Annotated in this window: 14 protein-coding genes; 6 read left to right on the forward strand and 8 right to left on the reverse strand. The window is 72.3% G+C overall.

Annotated features, from left to right (window positions below; all coding sequences use genetic code 11):
• Positions 1-39: 39 nt before the first annotated feature.
• Positions 40-2,076 (reverse strand): hypothetical protein, encoded by a 2,037-nt coding sequence (locus tag GXP74_RS25450; protein ID WP_182453568.1) that lies wholly within the window; start codon positions 2,074-2,076, stop codon positions 40-42.
• Between the two features lie 408 nt (positions 2,077-2,484).
• Here GXP74_RS25450 and GXP74_RS25455 point away from each other — a divergent pair, with 408 nt between their 5' ends.
• The 5 genes from GXP74_RS25455 to GXP74_RS25475 are packed head-to-tail and all read left to right on the forward strand — an operon-like array spanning position 2,485 to position 7,553.
• On the forward strand, positions 2,485-3,561 hold the full coding sequence (locus GXP74_RS25455; RefSeq protein ID WP_182453569.1) for an ABC transporter substrate-binding protein: 1,077 nt from the start codon (positions 2,485-2,487) through the stop codon (positions 3,559-3,561).
• A 3-nt stretch (positions 3,562-3,564) separates the two neighbouring features.
• On the forward strand, positions 3,565-5,340 hold the full coding sequence (locus GXP74_RS25460) for an iron ABC transporter permease (RefSeq protein ID WP_182453570.1): 1,776 nt from the start codon (positions 3,565-3,567) through the stop codon (positions 5,338-5,340).
• On the forward strand, positions 5,337-6,512 hold the full coding sequence (locus GXP74_RS25465; protein ID WP_182453571.1) for an ABC transporter ATP-binding protein: 1,176 nt from the start codon (positions 5,337-5,339) through the stop codon (positions 6,510-6,512). The genes GXP74_RS25460 and GXP74_RS25465 overlap by 4 nt, the downstream gene beginning before the upstream one ends.
• A 40-nt stretch (positions 6,513-6,552) precedes the next feature.
• A complete protein-coding gene (locus GXP74_RS25470) occupies positions 6,553-7,335 on the forward strand; it encodes a COG4280 domain-containing protein (protein WP_182453572.1) in 783 nt (260 codons plus the stop codon).
• Entirely contained in the window at positions 7,332-7,553 is a 222-nt protein-coding gene (locus tag GXP74_RS25475; RefSeq protein WP_225448172.1) for a hypothetical protein, read from the forward strand. The genes GXP74_RS25470 and GXP74_RS25475 overlap by 4 nt, the downstream gene beginning before the upstream one ends.
• 42 nt (positions 7,554-7,595) lie before the next feature.
• Here GXP74_RS25475 and GXP74_RS25480 read toward each other — a convergent pair whose 3' ends face one another.
• Positions 7,596-8,201: a Chromate resistance protein ChrB gene (locus GXP74_RS25480; protein ID WP_225448173.1), complete on the reverse strand. Its 606-nt coding sequence runs from the start codon at positions 8,199-8,201 to the stop codon at positions 7,596-7,598.
• Between the two features lie 144 nt (positions 8,202-8,345).
• Positions 8,346-8,765, reverse strand: coding sequence for a cold-shock protein (locus tag GXP74_RS25485; RefSeq protein ID WP_182456627.1), 420 nt, complete (start codon positions 8,763-8,765; stop codon positions 8,346-8,348).
• Positions 8,766-8,944: 179 nt separating this feature from the next.
• Between GXP74_RS25485 and recQ the strand changes: the two genes are divergently transcribed.
• Entirely contained in the window at positions 8,945-10,825 is a 1,881-nt protein-coding gene (gene recQ / locus GXP74_RS25490; protein WP_182453573.1) for a DNA helicase RecQ, read from the forward strand.
• An 88-nt stretch (positions 10,826-10,913) separates the two neighbouring features.
• On the opposite strand, the gene GXP74_RS25495 is transcribed toward recQ, so the two are convergent.
• The 5 genes from GXP74_RS25495 to GXP74_RS25515 all read right to left on the reverse strand — a co-directional run bounded on the left by GXP74_RS25495 (position 10,914) and on the right by GXP74_RS25515 (position 15,948).
• Positions 10,914-11,411 carry a peptidylprolyl isomerase gene (locus GXP74_RS25495; RefSeq protein ID WP_182453574.1) on the reverse strand — a complete coding sequence of 166 codons (498 nt, stop codon included), beginning with the start codon at positions 11,409-11,411 and terminating at the stop codon, positions 10,914-10,916.
• Between the two features lie 145 nt (positions 11,412-11,556).
• Positions 11,557-11,997, reverse strand: coding sequence for a hypothetical protein (locus tag GXP74_RS25500; RefSeq protein WP_182453575.1), 441 nt, complete (start codon positions 11,995-11,997; stop codon positions 11,557-11,559).
• Complete coding sequence (locus GXP74_RS25505) at positions 11,994-13,472, reverse strand: APC family permease (RefSeq protein WP_182453576.1); 1,479 nt, start codon at positions 13,470-13,472, stop codon at positions 11,994-11,996. Before GXP74_RS25505 ends, GXP74_RS25500 begins: the two co-directional genes overlap by 4 nt.
• A 176-nt stretch (positions 13,473-13,648) precedes the next feature.
• A complete protein-coding gene (locus GXP74_RS25510) occupies positions 13,649-14,821 on the reverse strand; it encodes a thiolase family protein (protein ID WP_182453577.1) in 1,173 nt (390 codons plus the stop codon).
• Positions 14,822-14,952: 131 nt separating this feature from the next.
• Entirely contained in the window at positions 14,953-15,948 is a 996-nt protein-coding gene (locus GXP74_RS25515; protein WP_182453578.1) for a ketopantoate reductase family protein, read from the reverse strand.
• Positions 15,949-15,979: the final 31 nt, after the last annotated feature.

A 15,979-nucleotide genomic window follows, 5' to 3' on the forward strand; every position in this document is an offset into this window, starting at 1 on the left:
CTCCGGACCGCCCCCGGCGGGGTGTGGCCGACCTGCGGGTCACTTGCTCCAGTGCGGGCGCAGCGTGACGCTCAGGATGGTGCGGTAGTCCGCGGCCGAGGCGGCCGGGACGGTGTACAGCGCGGCCGGGTTGGTGCCGACCGAGGAGCCGGTGGTCGGCAGCGGCTTCGGCGTGCCGTAGCCCGCGAAGAGCAGCGTGAGCGTGCCGTTGCCGTTCGGGACCACGGTCGGGTCGTAGACCCGGCCCGAGTAGTAGCCGCTGACGCCGAGGGCGCCGCCGTTGGCCGCCTGCTGGGCGAGCGCGGAGAAGGTGTAGTCGGTGCCGAGCAGCTTCTGCGGCGCGCTCCAGTTCACCCCGTCCTTGGAGGAGGAGTAGAAGATCTGGTTGAACGCGTCGCTGTCGCCGTCGGCGGCGTAGGCGCCGGACAGGAACAGGCCGAGGGTGCCGTCCGGGTTGTGCACGACGGTGCCGCGCGAGCCGACCCAGCGGAGCTCGGTGCTGCTCTGGCTGGTCGGGTCGTTCAGGCCGTTGACCTGGCCCAGGTCGGTGAAGTGCAGGCCGTCGTAGGTGTAGGCGGCGCGGACCACGGAGTAGTCCTCGTTGTTGCCGAACAGCGACTTGGGCTTGTTCTTGCCCTCGCCGGTCAGCGCCAGCGTGGAGTAGGGGACGGTCGCCGCGCCGGGGGCGCCGACGTCGCTGCCCTTGGCGACGGTGCCGGTGCCGCCGGTGCAGCCGGTCAGGCTGGTGGCGGTCTCACCGGTGCAGGTGGTCTGCACGATACCGGCGGCGGTGCCCAGGCTGACGGTGATCGAGCCGTTGCTGAGCGGCAGCGCGGAGGTGTCGGCCACCGGGACGGTCGCGGCCGGCAGGGTCACCGCGGCGGTGGTGGTGGTCGGGATGTAGTAGTTGACGATCTTCTCGGTGTAGAGCACCGGGACGCTGCCCTTGGGGGCGCCCGGGTAGCTCGACAGGGTGCTGATGATGCCGTCCGGCGCGATCAGGCCCGAGGTCTGGTCGGCGGTCGCCGGGATCACCGCGTCGGCGGTGACGGCGTCACCGGCGGCGATGTCGACGCCCTTGCTGTCCCGGGTGGTGCAGCCGGTGAGGGCGGTGGCGGTGGCGTTGTCGTCGTTGCAGTCCACCACGTGGCCGTCCACGTTGAAGTGGCCGGGCTGCTCGAAGTTGGCGGTCGAGCCGACGTTGACGGTCACCCCGGCGCCGGTGGGACCGGCCGGGACGGACACGGCGGTGGTGGCGGTGGTGCTGCCGCCCTCGCCGACCGGCTCGCTGGCGGGCAGCCCGGCCAGCGGGTCGCCGTTCTTCGGGGTGAGCTTGTGGACGATCAGGTTGATGCCGAGCGCGTCGCCGAGCGGGCGGCTCAGGGTGTAGAGCACCTGGGCGCTGCGGCCGCTGCGGGCCTGGCCGCTGCCGCCGAAGCCGGGCACGGTCATCACGAAGGCGTGGCCCTGGCCGTCGTCGTCGGTGTTGCCGTCGGCGCACAGGCCCGGGTTCTGCTCCAGGGCCTCGCCGGTGAACTTCCAGGTCTTGCCGTGGTCGGTGGAGGTCGCCGAGACGACCGCCTCGTCGGTGTCCTTCGGCCGGTAGTCGAAGTAGCCGGTGAGCACCCGCCCGTTGTCGCTGCTGGTCACGAACGGGAAGTAGTACGGCTGCATGGCCAGCGAGGTGCCCTTGGGCTGGCGGAGCACGGTGCCGGTGGCCGGGCCGGTGCCGTTGCTGACCGAGCAGTAGCCGGTGAGCGGGCTGGGCGTGCCGGTGGTACCGCTCTGCGCGGGGACGGCGCCGGTGCCGGCGGGGTCGACCGCCGCGTTGGGGTAGGTGACCCCGTCCACGGTGATGGTGGAGCCGCCGACCGACGGGTCGCCCTGGGACAGCGTCCACGGGCCACCGCTGATCTTGTCGACCACGGGGGTGCCGACGGTGTAGCTCAGCGTGCTGTGGCCGTGTCCCCGGTGCTGCGGCACGGACGCGCCGAGCGCCGTGGACGTGGCGGCTGCGATGGAAGCCAGCGCGACCACGCCGACTGCGGATGCCGTCGCGATACGACGACGAGACATGTGGAGCCCTTCGATGGGAGAGGCAAGGGGAGGGATCGGCCCGGATCCTGCCCCACCTTCGCCACCCCCCGCGAGGGGGAGAAGTACTTGTTCACCCAGCGTTCCCGAGCCGTCCGCCTGGATCACGTGGTGCTGCCGCCGGACTGCGTCCCCTATAAGGGCGAAGGCCGGTCGACCGGCCTTGCGCGGGGCCGCAATAGCGGCCCTGACCTGGGTTTTTGCCGCTCCTGACGGCGTCATCCCGACCCGCGGGAGGCAGCCCTGCGACCGCCCGGGGAACAGCCCCTGCGAGGCGTCGGCGTGTTCGCCGCTCGTTCATGGAACGGCCATCCCATTACATCCTTGGCGTTTCAGTAGTGGCTCCACAGTTCTAACCATCGTTAGAATCCCAACGTGATGGAGTTCGGAATGTCTCTTCAGACTGCGGTGAGCGCCGGTAGACGCGCCGCCCTGGCCCTGGCCACGACCGCGCTGGTCGCCGGGCTGGCCTCGGGTTGTGGCAGTACCGCGAAGGCCTCCACCAGCACCGCCGCCACCGCCTCGGGACCGGTCCCGCTGGTGGTCTACTCGGCCCAGGGCTACGACTCGGCCATGGCCACCGCCTTCCAGAAGGCCACCGGCATCCCGACCAAGCTGGTCGACGACAGCACCGGGCCGCTGCTGGCCAAGGTGCAGGCCGAACGCGGCAACCCGCAGTGGGGGGTGCTCTGGGTCGACGGCGACGAGGCGTTCGCCGCGATGGACCAGGCCGGGATGCTGGTCAAGGGCTTCGAGCCGGACGTCCAGCTGAGCGCCGCCGGGCAGGCCGTGGTCCCCGGTGACAAGAGCTACATCCCCACCGGGCTGACCGTCACCGCCGCCGTGGTCTACGACGCGAGCAAGACCCCGAACCCGCCGACCAGCTGGCAGCAGCTGCTGAGCCCGGCCTGGAAGGGCGAGGTCGGTATGAACGACCCGTCCGTCTCCGGCCCCACCTACCCCTTCGTCGCCGGGATGTTCTCCCAGCTCGGCGGCAACAGCCAGGGCGAGGCCTTCTACACCGGGCTGAAGAGCAACGGCCTGCACGTGTTCCAGACCAATGACGACACCCTGCACGCGCTGCAGACCGGGCAGATCAAGGTGGCGCTGATCCAGAGCTCCGCCGGGCTCGCCGCGGGCACCAAGAACCACGACATCAGGACCGCCTACCTGCCCAAGGTCACCTCGCTGCCCAGCGTCATCGGCATCGACGCCAAGGTCTCCGCCAAGGAGCGGTCCGAGGCCGAGCAGTTCGCCTCCTTCGTGCTCAGCGCCCAGGGCCAGCACGTGATGCTGACCGGCGACCCGAACGGCGACTCGCTGTACTGGCCGATCGTGCAGGGCGTCGACCCGCAGGCCGCGCTGCCCCCGCTGGCCTCGGTGCCGACCCAGGCCATCGACCCCTACACCTGGGGTCCGCAGGAGGGCACCATCAACACCTGGTTCACGAACACGATCGTCCACTGAGCCATGACCGACACCACCACTGACACCCGGCCGCGCGCCCGCGCGGCCGGGGCGGCGCCGCGCCCGCGCGGGCGCGCGGCGGCGCGGCTGCGCGGCACCGCCCGGGCACTGCCATGGGTCGTGTTCGCCGGGGTGCTGCTGCTGCCGGTCGGCGGGTTCCTGCTGGTCGCCTTCTCCCCCCAGCTGTTCGGGCAGGGCGGGTCCTGGTTCACCCTGAGCGCGTTCAGCCAGGTCATGAGCGGCTGGACGGCCCGCGCGCTGCTGGACACCTGCCTGGTCGGCGCCGCCGCCGCGGTGATCGCCACCGCCGTGGCCGCCGCGCTGGCCTGGATCACCGAGCGCACCGACCTGGCCGGGCGCGGTGTCTGGCGGCTGCTGCTGTGGGCCCTGCTGCTGGCCCCCTCGTACCTGGAGTCCCTCGGCTGGACCTGGCTGGTCGAGCCCCAGGGCGTGCTCTCCCGGCTGCTCGGGCAGGACCCGGCGACCCTGCGCGACCTGGTCTTCGGACCGGTCGGGGTGGTCTGGGTGCTCGCCTCCCGCGGCGTCCCCTTCGCCTACCTGGCCGTCTCCGCGCTGGTCCGCGGCATGGGACGGGAGTTCGAGGACGCCGCGCGCACCCACGGCGCCAGCCGCCTGGCCACCGCCCGGCTGCTGCTGCCGATCCTCGCGCCCGGCCTGTGGGCCGGGTTCGCCATCGTCTTCGCCGAGTCCATCAGCGACTACGGGGTAGCCGCGACGCTCGCCGCGCAGGCGAACTTCCCGCTGGTCACCGGTGCCATGGAGCAGTCGGTGTCGACCTTCCCGGCGCAGTTCCAGCTGGCCTCGGCGATGGGCTGGCTGCTGCTCGGCCTGGTCGGCCTGGCCCTGCTGGCGCAGCGCCGCTCGATGCGCGGACGCAGCTTCACCGTGCTCTCCGGGCGCACCCGGCCCGCCGTCCGCTCCCGGCTCTCGCCGCGCGCCCAGCTCGGCGCGCTGGCCGGGGTGGGCGCCTTCTTCGCGCTCGCCCTCGGCGTCCCCACCTTCGGCGCGGCCGCCGCCGCGCTGCTGCCCTCCGGCGGCAAGGTCGCGCTGTCCACGCTGACCCTGGCCAACTTCCGCCAGGTGCTGCACTCCGGCGAGATGCTCTCGGCCCTGGGCTACTCCGCCCGGATGTCGGCGATCACCGCCTGCGCGGCGCTGGTCCTCGGCGCCTTCGCCGGGCGGGCGCTGGCCCGGCGCGGCGCCGGAGCCGCCGGACGGCTGCTCGACCTGCTGCTGCTGGCCGCGATCGCGCTGCCGTCGGTGCTGCTGGCCAGCGGCTACATCTTCACCTACAACCTGCCGATCGCCTCCGACCTGGGCATCAACCTGTACGGCACCAGCACGCTGCTGGTCCTCGGCTACCTGGCCGGGGCGCTGCCCTCGGCGGCGCGGCTGCTGTCCGGATCGCTCGGGCAGGTCAGCGACTCGCTGCTGTGGGCGGCCCGGGTGCACGGCCGCCCGGCGGCGCCGGCTTGGAGCGGCGCGGTGCTGCCGCTGGTCGCCGGTTCCCTCGTGTGGACCTGGCTGATCGCCTTCTGCGGCACGCTGCTGGAACTCCCCGTCTCACAACTGCTCGCCCCGCCCGGCGAGGAGCCCCTGTCCGTCGCCATCACCCGCCAGCTCCAGGGCTACAACGTGGGTGCGGGCGCGGCGATGACCGTCCTGGTCGTCGTGGCCGCGCTCGTGCTGATCGCCGTGGCCCTCGGCGCGCTGCGCCTGCTGCTGCCCGCAGCCCACCGCCTGGAGGCCGTGGTATGACCGCCCGACTGAGCGTCGAGAACCTGAGCAAGAGCTTCGGCCGGGCCCGTGTGCTGGACCGGGTCTCCTTCACCGTCCAGCCGGGACGCTTCCTGGTGCTGCTCGGCCCCTCCGGCTCCGGCAAGACGACGCTGCTGCGCTGCCTGGCCGGGATCGAACGGGCCGACTCCGGCAGCATCCACCTCGGCGACCTGCCGCTCGCGCACGAGCGGACCCACCTCCCGCCGGACCGCCGCGACCTGGCGATGGTCTTCCAGGACTACGCGCTGTGGCCGCACATGACCGCCGACGCCAACGTCGGCTACGCGCTGCGGCGCCGCCGACTGGACAAGGAGACGTCCCGGCGGCGGGTGGACCGGGTGCTGGAGCGGGTCGGCCTCGGCGACCACGCCGCGCAGTACCCGCACCAGCTCTCCGGCGGCCAGCAGCAGCGGGTCGCGCTGGCCCGGGCGCTGGTCGCCGAGCCGGGCCTGCTGCTGTTCGACGAGCCGCTCTCCAACCTCGACGCCGACCTGCGCGAACGGCTGCGGGTGGAGATCGCCACGCTCACCCGGGAGTCCGGCGCGACCGTCGTCTACATCACCCACGACCAGGCCGAGGCCTTCGCGCTGGCGGACGAGATCGGCGTGCTGGAGGGCGGCGACCTGGTCCAGCTCGGCTCACCGGAGGACGTCTACCACCGCCCCGCCTCCCCCTTCGTGGCCCGGTTCACCGGCCTGGCCGGGGAGCTGGCGGGCGAGCTGGCCCCGGGCCGGACCGCTCCGGGCACCGTGCTGGTGCGCACCGGGGCCGGGGTGGTCACCGCCGCCGCCGGGGCCGGGCTCCCGGCCGGGGGCGGCGCGGTCCGGGTGCTGATCCGGCCGGCCGCGGTCACCCTGGCCCGCGACCCCGGGGGCGCCGACGGCGACCCGGCCGCGACCGGTCCGGCGGGGACCGTGGTGGACACCGCCTACCGCGGCCGCGGCTACGACCACGTGGTGGAACTGCCCGGCGGGGTGCGGCTGACCGGCGTCTTCGACCGCGACCCGCACCCCCGGGGCACCCGGGTCCACCTGCTGCTCGACCCGGACGGCTGCTTCGCCTTCGCCGACAAGCGCCCCGGCGCCACCGAGAGGACTTCCCCCGCGAACGCGGCGGGACCCACGCCCATCCGCACCACTCTGGAGGTCTGATGACCACCCCGCCACCCGTGATCCGCGCAGGAGCCGTCCAATGACCTCCTGGGTGCTCTTCCTCACCGTCTTCCTGGCCTGCTCGGTGGAGGCGGTCGAGGCCCTCACCATCATCCTGGCCGCCGGTACCACCCGGCACTGGGGCTCGGCGCTCCAGGGCACCGGCGCGGCGCTGGTCGCGCTGGCCGCCACCGTCGCCGTGCTCGGCCCGGCCGTCGGGCAGATCCCGCTCAACCCGCTGCGCCTGGTCGTCGGCGCGCTGCTGCTGGTCTTCGGACTCCAGTGGCTGCGCAAGGCCATCATGCGCGGCTCCGGCTACAAGGCGCTGCACGACGAGGCGGCGGCCTACGCGGAGGAGGTGGAGGCCGCCCGCGCGGCCGAGACCGGCGGTCGCGGCGCCGTCCGCGACTGGTACGCCTTCACCCTGTCCTTCAAGGGCACGTTCCTCGAAGGCCTCGAAGTCGCGTTCATCGTGGTGACCTTCGGCAACAACCAGCGCAACGTGCCGGTCGCGGTGCTCGGCGCGGCGGTCGCGGTGGTGCTGGTGACCGTGGTCGGCATCGCCGTCCGCACGCCGCTGGCGAAGGTCCCGGAGAACACCATGAAGTTCGCCGTGGGCACCATGCTCACCAGCTTCGGCGTGTTCTGGTCGACCGAGGGCGCGGGCGCGCACTGGCCGGGCTCGGACACCTCGCTGCTGGTGCTGGTGCCGGTGGTGGCGCTGGTCGCCGCCGGATTCACCGCGGTCCTGCGCCGTGGCAACACCCCGAACAGCCCCGTGGCCGCCGGTGCCGGCGTCCCGGTGGAAGGAAGCCTGACATGACCGCACTGCTGAACGCGCTCCGGAGCTTCGGCACCTTCTGGTACGACTTCGTCGTCGGCGACGACTGGCGCGTCGCGCTCGGCGTCGTGGTCTCGCTGGCGGCGGCCTTCGGCCTGGTCAAGGCCGGGGTCAACGCCTGGTGGCTGCCGCCGGTGGCAGTGGTGGCGATGCTGGCGCTGTCGCTGCGCCGGGTCGTGCGCAACGCCCGCCGAGGGTGACCCGCTGAGGGGGTGATCCCCTGCGGGGCGGGGGAGGCCGGATCAGCGGCCCTCCCCCTCCTCCGCGTAGACCCGGGCCGCGTATTCGTCGAGCACCTGTTCGCACTTGGCCAGCGCCGCGGTGGCCTCGGCCTTGCCCGGGGCCGACAGCACGTCCCGGTTCTCCACCTTGGCGAACCAGTTGCGCAGCTTCACCAGGTCCTCGTCGTTCTCCTCCAACTCGGCGTAGGTGAAGTGCTCGGCCCGGTACTCCTTGTCGATCTGACCGAGGAAGTCCTGGCAGCGGTCGACGATCTCCTCGTACTCGTCATTGCGCGCCGCGTTGAACGACTGCTCGACCTCGGCGCTACCGGCGAGCACCTCGGAGCCCAGCAGCAGGGCGCTGCCGCCCATCTCCACGATCTCGTTGCGCAGCACCCGCAGCGAGCGCTCCGCGCTCGGGCCCTGCGGCAGCGCCGCCACCGAGTTCTGCAGATAGATCGCGCCCAGGCCCTTGATCTTGCGCCAGACCCCGGCCCGCAGCCGGGTCGGCTCGGCCGGGACCTTGTACACCAGGACCAGCCAGCGCACCCCGCCGGGCTCGGCCCCGGGGCTGTCCGCCCCGTGGCCGTCGCCCCTGGAACCGGGTTGACCCACTGCCTGTGACACCTGACACTCCTCCACCCGCACGCCCTGCGACCTGTGCGATCAGCCTATCCGGGCCGCTCGGGGCGCACACGGACCACAGCCGGACGTCCGTCCGCGCGACCTCAGGTGTTCACCTGGCGGAGTGAGCCCGGCGCACGCGAGGGCTCAACCCTCGGTCCAGCCGTGGCTCTTCGCGAACTTCAGCAGGTCCCCGCGCACCCGCAGGATCTGCTCGCCGGTCAGCGACGGCGCCGACCGGAGCAGCAGCTCGGTCAGCTCGCGATTCGCCTCCTCCACCGAGAGCAGGTCGCACATCGGCTCCTCGCCGTCCACCGGGGCCGACCGCGGCGCGGCGGCGACCGCGAACGGACCGGGCTCCGCGCCCGGCGCGAGCGTGACGTTGGAGGCCTTCAGCCCGCGCCCGCCCTCCTCGATGTCGAACTCCACCGCGAGGCCCGAACGCACCGACGCCTCGGGGATCAGCAGATCGTTCACGTGCAGGAAGACGTCCTCCCCGCCGTGGTCGGGAGCGATGAACCCGTACCCGCGAACCCCGTCGAAACGCACCACACGACCAGCAACCACAGCAACCCCCAACAGTTCCGAGCCCATTGCCCGGCATCCCTAGTCACACCATGACCATGGCCGCTCCCGGCGGACGGCAGCGCCCCATGGTTCCTACCGTCCCGCAGTTTACCCGGGCCGGGCCCGGCGGCGCAGCTGATCCGGCCCGGGCGGGTCGTTGGGGCTCGTACAATCGGCGGATGAGCGCTCCGGACTTGCCCGACACCGCACCAGCCGCCGAGGGGGGACCGGCCCTGGAGGTGCTGCGCCGGGTCTTCGGCTACGACGCCTTTCGCGGCAGCCAGCAGGAGGTCATCGAGCAGGTGATCGGCGGCGGCGACGCGCTGGTGCTGATGCCGACCGGCGGCGGCAAGTCGCTGTGCTACCAGATCCCGGCGCTTGTGCGGCCCGGGACCGGGGTGGTGATCTCCCCGCTGATCGCGCTGATGCAGGACCAGGTGGACGCGCTGCGGGCGCTCGGCGTGCGCGCCGGGTTCCTCAACTCCTCCCAGAGCCTGGACGAACGGCGGCTGGTGGAGGCCGAGTTCGTCGCCGGTGAGCTGGACCTGCTCTACCTCGCGCCGGAACGGCTGCGGGTGGACGCGACGGTGCGGCTGCTGGAGCGCGGCCGGATCTCACTGTTCGCGATCGACGAGGCGCACTGCGTGGCCCAGTGGGGCCACGACTTCCGGCCGGACTACCTGGCCCTGTCCTCGCTGCACGAGCGCTGGCCGCAGGTCCCCCGGATCGCGCTGACCGCCACCGCCACCGAGGCCACCCACACCGAGATCACCACCCGGCTGAACCTCGGCGACGCCAGGCACTTCGTCGCCAGCTTCGACCGGCCGAACATCCAGTACCGGATCGTGCCGAAGGACGAGCCCCGCAAGCAGCTGCTGAACCTGCTGAACACCGAGCACCGGGGCGAGGCCGGGATCGTCTACTGCCTGTCCCGGGCGTCGGTCGAGAAGACCGCCGCCTACCTGGTGGAGCGCGGCGTCGACGCGCTGCCGTACCACGCCGGTCTGGACCAGCGGGTCCGGGCCGAGAACCAGTCCCGGTTCCTGCGCGAGGACGGCCTGGTGATGGTCGCCACCATCGCCTTCGGCATGGGCATCGACAAGCCGGACGTCCGCTTCGTCGCGCACCTGGACCTGCCCAAGTCGGTCGAGGGCTACTACCAGGAGACCGGCCGGGCCGGGCGCGACGGGCTGCCGTCCACGGCCTGGCTGGCGTACGGGCTGCAGGACGTGGTCCAGCAGCGGAAGATGATCGAGACCTCGGAGGGCGACCAGGCGCACCGGCGGCGGCTGTCGGCGCACGTGGACGCGATGCTCGCGCTGTGCGAGACGGTGGAGTGCCGCCGGGTGCAACTGCTGGCGTACTTCGGGCAGAAGAGCGATCCCTGCGGCAACTGCGACACCTGCCTGACCCCGCCGGAGTCCTGGGACGGCACGGTGGCGGCGCAGAAGTTCCTGTCGACCATCGTCCGCCTGCAGCGCGAGCGCGGACAGCGGTTCGGTGCGGCGCAGATCACCGACATCCTGCTCGGCCGCAAGACCGCGAAGGTGATCCAGTTCGACCATGACGCGCTCAGCGTCTTCGGCGTCGGCGCGGACCTGACCGAGGCGGAATGGCGGTCGGTGGCACGGCAGTTGCTCGCCCAGGGACTGATCGCGGTGGAGGGCGAGTACGGCACCATGGCGCTCACCGAGGAGAGCGGCGAGGTGCTCGGCGGACGCCGCCCGGTCTCGCTGCGCCGCGAGCCGGAGAAGCCCGCCCGGGCCGCGAAGGCCGCCAAGTCCGGTGGTGGCGGCGGACGCAAGGCCGCGCCGGTCGACCTGCCCGCCGAACTGCTGCCGGTCTTCGAGGAGTTGCGCGCCTGGCGGGCCGCCACCGCGAAGGAGCAGGGGGTGCCCGCCTACGTGGTGTTCCACGACGCGACCTTGCGCGAGATCGCCGCCAACTCCCCCACCACGCTCGCGGAGTTGAGTGTGGTCAACGGTGTCGGCGAGAACAAGCTCGCCACCTACGGCCAGCAGATCCTGGACCTGCTCGGCACGCTCCCGACCGGGGACTGACGCCCCGTCAGGCAGTACCCGCGAAACCGGCGGGCCCCTTGGTCAGGGCCCGCCGGTCGGTGCGCGTCGGCGTGAGCGCGAGCTGGCGTCAGAGCGCGCCGGACTCGGCGATGGTGACCTTGGACTTGACGCTGCCGCTGCGCGAGCCGAGCGACTCGATCTTCTTGACCAGGGCCAGGCTCTCCTCGTCGGCGACCTCGCCGAAGACCACGTGCTTGCCGTCCAGCCAGGAGGTGACCACGGTGGTGACGAAGAACTGCGAGCCGTTGGTGTTCGGACCGGCGTTGGCCATCGAGAGCAGGCCCGGACGGTCGTGCTTGAGCTGGAAGTTCTCGTCGGGGAACTTCTCGCCGTAGATGGACTTGCCGCCGGTGCCGTTGCCCCGGGTGAAGTCACCGCCCTGGAGCATGAACTCGGGGATGACCCGGTGGAAGCTGGAGCCGGCGTAGCCGAAGCCATGCTCGCCGGTGGCCAGCGCGCGGAAGTTCTCGGCGGTCTTGGGGACCACCTCGTCGAACAGGTTGAAGTTGATGCGCCCGGCGGGGACGTCGTCGATCGTGATGTCGAAGTAGACCTTGGTTGTCATGGAGACATCCTGACACTTTCCGGTCGGTCCCCGGGACACCGGTCCCGGGGATCGACCGCACACGGCGTGTCGCGGAGACGCAGATCACATCCCGGAGCCGCCCTTTCGGGCGGCTGCCGAGGTCCGCGCCACGGCAGCGCCACGGCTACGAGCCGTTGACGGTGTCGCCGGTCTTCAGGTCGTTCACCCGGTCCTGGTAGTGCTGGAGCTGGCTCGGGCAGTAGACGCTGATCACGATCACCCCGGCCTGGAGGGTCCGGTCGTCGGCGATGACCGGGCGCTGCCCGGGGCCGCCGGCGCCGTTGGAGAGGTCGACCAGCCACAGCGCCTTCTTCAGCGCCCCGTCCGGGTTGGTGCAGGCCTCGCCGCCGTCCGTGCCCAGCGTCCGGGCGATCTGCGCCTGGTCGATGGCGGGGTAACCGGCGGCGGTGAGCGCGGTGTTCAACTCTGCGGCCTTGTGGTTGGCGGCGTTGGTGCGGTGCACCTGGTGGAACGTGAGCAGCCCCACCACCAGGAACGCGACCAGCAGCACGATCGCGCCGAGGTAGATCCAGCGGTGCTGCGAGGCCATCCGGGTCGGGCTCATGACCCCGCCTCCGGCGCGCCGTCCGGGTCGGTCTGCCGCCAGCTCGGCTTGCTGGCCGTGAGCAGCGCGAACGGGATGACCACCCCGAGCAGCAGCAGCCCGCCGCCGACGATGCCGATGTAGGACCAGACGCTGCTGCCGCCGAACTGCGAGGAGGGCACGAACCCGATCACCATGGCGGCGGCCGAGGCCACCAGCCCGACCACGCAGAGCACCTCCAGCGCCGGGGCCCGGTAGCCGCGCGGGTGGTCCGGCTGGGTGCGCCGCAGCCGGATCGCGGCAGCGAACATCAGCAGGTAGACGATCAGGTAGACCTGGGTGGTGATCACCGAGAAGATCCAGTAGGCGCTGGAGACGTCCGGGATCAGCGCGTACAGCAGCGCGATCAGGGTGGTCACCACACCCTGGGTGACCAGGATGTTCTGCTGGACGCCGTGGCTGTTGAGCCGTTGCAGGAACGGCGGCAGGTAGCCCTCCTGGCGGGAGATCAGCAGCAGTCCCCTGGACGGACCGGCCAGCCAGGTGAGCATCCCGCCGAGCGAGGCGGCGACCAGTCCGACCGCGATCACCGGCGTCAGCCAGCTGATGTGGAAGTACTGGAAGAACGCGTCGAAGGCCTGCATCACCCCGGCGGTCAGGCTGAGCTGGTCGGACGGGACGACCCAGCTGATCGCCAGCGCGGGCAGGATGAAGATCAGCAGCACCAGGCCCATCGCCAGGAACATCGACCGGGGGAACTCCTTGCTCGGGTTCCGCAGCGAGGAGACGTGCACCGCGTTCATCTCCATGCCCGAGTAGGACAGGAAGTTGTTGACGATCAGCACCAGGCTGGCCAGCCCGGTCCAGGCCGGGAACAGGTGGTGCACGTTCATCGGCGCGGCCGAGCCGTTGCCCTGGCCGAGGAAGACGAAGCCGAGCACCACCAGCAGCAGGCCCGGGATCAGCGTCCCGATGATCAGGCCCATCGAGGCGAGCCCGGCCACGGCGTTGGTGCCGCGCGAGGAGACCCACACGCCCGACCAGTAGAGGACCATGATCACGATCGCGGTGTAGACGCCGTTGCTGGCCAGCTTCGGGTTCACCACGTACGCGATGGTGCTGGCCACGTACGCCAGCAGGCTCGGGTAGTAGAAGATCGTCATCGCGAACTGGCACCACACCGCGAGGAAGCCGAGCGGCTTGGACAGTCCCTGCGAGACCCAGTTGTAGACCCCGCCGTCCCAGCCGGACGCCAGCTCCGCCGAGACCAGCGCGGTCGGCAGCAGGAACACCAGGGCCGGGAGCAGGTAGAGGAACACGCAGGCCAGCCCGTAGACGGCCATCGTCGGCGAGGCCCGCAGACTGGCCACCGAACTGGTGGTCATCAGCGCCAGGGTGACCCAGGTCATCTTCGGGCCCGCCGAACGCACAGCCGCCGCCCCGTTCCGGGGCGACGGCCTGGATCCCTCGTCTGCGGGCATGTCGACCGCACTCATCGGCGCACTCCTTCCGGCAGCCGCCACGAGCGGCCACAGCCCCACCCTGAGTGCGCCGGGGGCTCACCGCACGCGGACCGCAGCCGTTCAGGCCCGGCACTCCCCCGGACGGCCCATCCGGACGGCGGCGAAGGGGGCCCGGCCGGGAACGGCCGTACCGGCTTCGAGACGGTCGCTCAGATCAGCTCCAGCACCGTCGCGTTGGCCATGCCGCCGCCCTCGCACATGGTCTGCAGCCCGTAGCGGATGCCGTGGTCGCGCATGTGGTGCAGCAGCGTGGTCATCAGCCGGGCACCGGAGGCGCCGAGCGGGTGGCCGAGGGCGAGTGCGCCGCCGTTGGGGTTGAGCAGGTCGTAGTCGGCGCCGGTGGCGCTCAGCCAGGCCAGGGTGACCGGGGCGAAGGCCTCGTTCACCTCGAACGCGCCGAACTGGTCCAGGGTCAGGCCGGACCGCCGGAGCACCTTCTCGGTGGCCGGGATCGGGCCCTTGAGCATGGTGATCGGGTCGGCGCCGACCACGGTTCCGGTGTGGAACCGGGCGATCGGCGTCCAGCCGTTGGCGGCGGCGATCTCGCTGGTGGTCACCAGCAGCGCGGCGGCACCGTCGGAGACCTGCGAGGCGTTCCCCGCCGAGACCACCCCGTCCGCCTGGAAGGGGGTCTTCAGCTGGGCCAGTTGCTCCAGCGTGCCGCCCCGGCGGACGCCCTCGTCGGTGTCGAAGATCCGGCTGTTGCCCTCGGCGTCGGTGACCGTCACCGGGGCGATCTGGCTCTTGAAGCGGCCCTCGTCGATGGCCCGGGCGGCCCGGGCGTGGGAGTCGAGCGCGTGCTGGTCCAGCTGGGCGCGGCTGAGGCCGTACTCGGCGGCGATCATCTCCGCGCCGGTGCCCTGGTTGAAGAAGTGGTGGTGGTACCGCTCGGCCACCAGCGGCCCGTACGGCGCTCCGTAGCTGCCGCCCGCGAAGGAGGAGCCCATCGGGACCCGGCTCATCGACTCGACGCCCCCGGCCACCGCGATGTCGTACTGCCCGGAGATGACCCCGGCGGCGGCCTGGTGCACGGCCTGCTGCGAGGAGCCGCACTGCCGGTCGATGGTCAGCCCGGGCACGGACTCGGGCCACCCGGCCGCGAGCACCGCGTACCGGCCGATGCAGGCGGTCTGCTCGCCGACCTGAGAGACGCAGCCCCAGACCACGTCGTCGACGGTGGCCGGGTCGAGGCCGTTGCGCTCGGCGAGGGCCTTGAGCACGTGCGCGGACAGGTCGGCCGGGTGGACACCGGACAGGGCGCCGCCGGGCTTGCCCTTGCCGACCGGGGTGCGTACGGCGTCGACGATGACTGCGTCCCGCATGGCGATGAGCTCCTTCTGGCGGTGGGGGCGACTGGCGGTGGGGGCGACGGCACAAGAACTCGAACATTCGTTAAGTTAGGCCGTCGCCGCGCCGCTGTCCACCCTCCCCCGCCGGGCCCGGGCACCTCCGGTCAGCGGGCGAGCAGCGCCTCCAGCTCCGCCTGCGGCAGGCTGCCCGGGGCCCGGCCCTCCCGCGCGTACTGGTTGGCCAGTCGCCGCAGGGCCTCGTTCAGCGGCGCGGGCACGCCGTGCAGCCGGGCGAGCAGCACGATCTCGCCGTTCAGGTAGTCCGCCTCGATCGTGCCGGTCCCCCGGGCCAGGCTCTGCCGCGAGGAGCTGCCGCCGAGCTCCACGCCCTCCATCGGCGCGCTGGCCATCCGCCCGGCTCGCGCCTCGCTCTGCTCCGCCGCGCTCGCGTAGTCGATGCCCGCAGCGGTCAGCACCCGCTCGCCCTCGGCCCTGACCCGCAGCAGCAGTTCCGCGCCGGGGCCCCGGTCCAGCCCCTCGGCGAGCGCGTCCAGGGCGTTGCCGAGGTTGCCGATGAGCTTGCCGTACTTCCACCGCATCACCTCCTTCGGCAGCGGCGCCAGGAACCGGGCTCGCTCCAGGTCCGCCGCGATCGCCCGGGCGGTGGCGTCGCTGCCGGTGGGGTAGCGGCCCAGGTGCAGGATGCCGGAGACGGGCGTGCCCGCGACCGCGACCCGGCCAGGTTCCAGGTGGGTGGCGGGCATCCACACGCACACCCCGTAGACCTGCCGGAACCAGCGCAGCGCCAGCCGCTCGTTGTTCACCCCGTTCTGCGCGCAGAGCAGCGGCAGCAGTTCCCCGGCGGTACCGCCCCCGGCCACCGGCCGACCCGCCCACTGTTCCAGGATTCCCGGCATGTGCTGGGACTTGACCGCGACCACGAGCACGTCGTCCGGCGTGAGCTCCAGCTCCTCCGGCCCGCCGACGGCGCGGACGGCGAGCGTCCGGGTGCCCTCGGGCGTGCTGAACCCCAGTCCCCCGTCGCGCAGCGCGTCCAGGTGCGGACCGCGCGCGACCAGCACCACCTCCCGCCCGCTCTCGAACAACCGCCCGCCGATACCGCCGCCGATCGCCCCGGCCCCGATGATGATGTAGCGCATCCACCGAGCCTCGCACGCCCGCGCCCGACCA

This window comes from Streptacidiphilus sp. P02-A3a (assembly GCF_014084105.1).
Lineage (GTDB): Bacteria > Actinomycetota > Actinomycetes > Streptomycetales > Streptomycetaceae > Streptacidiphilus.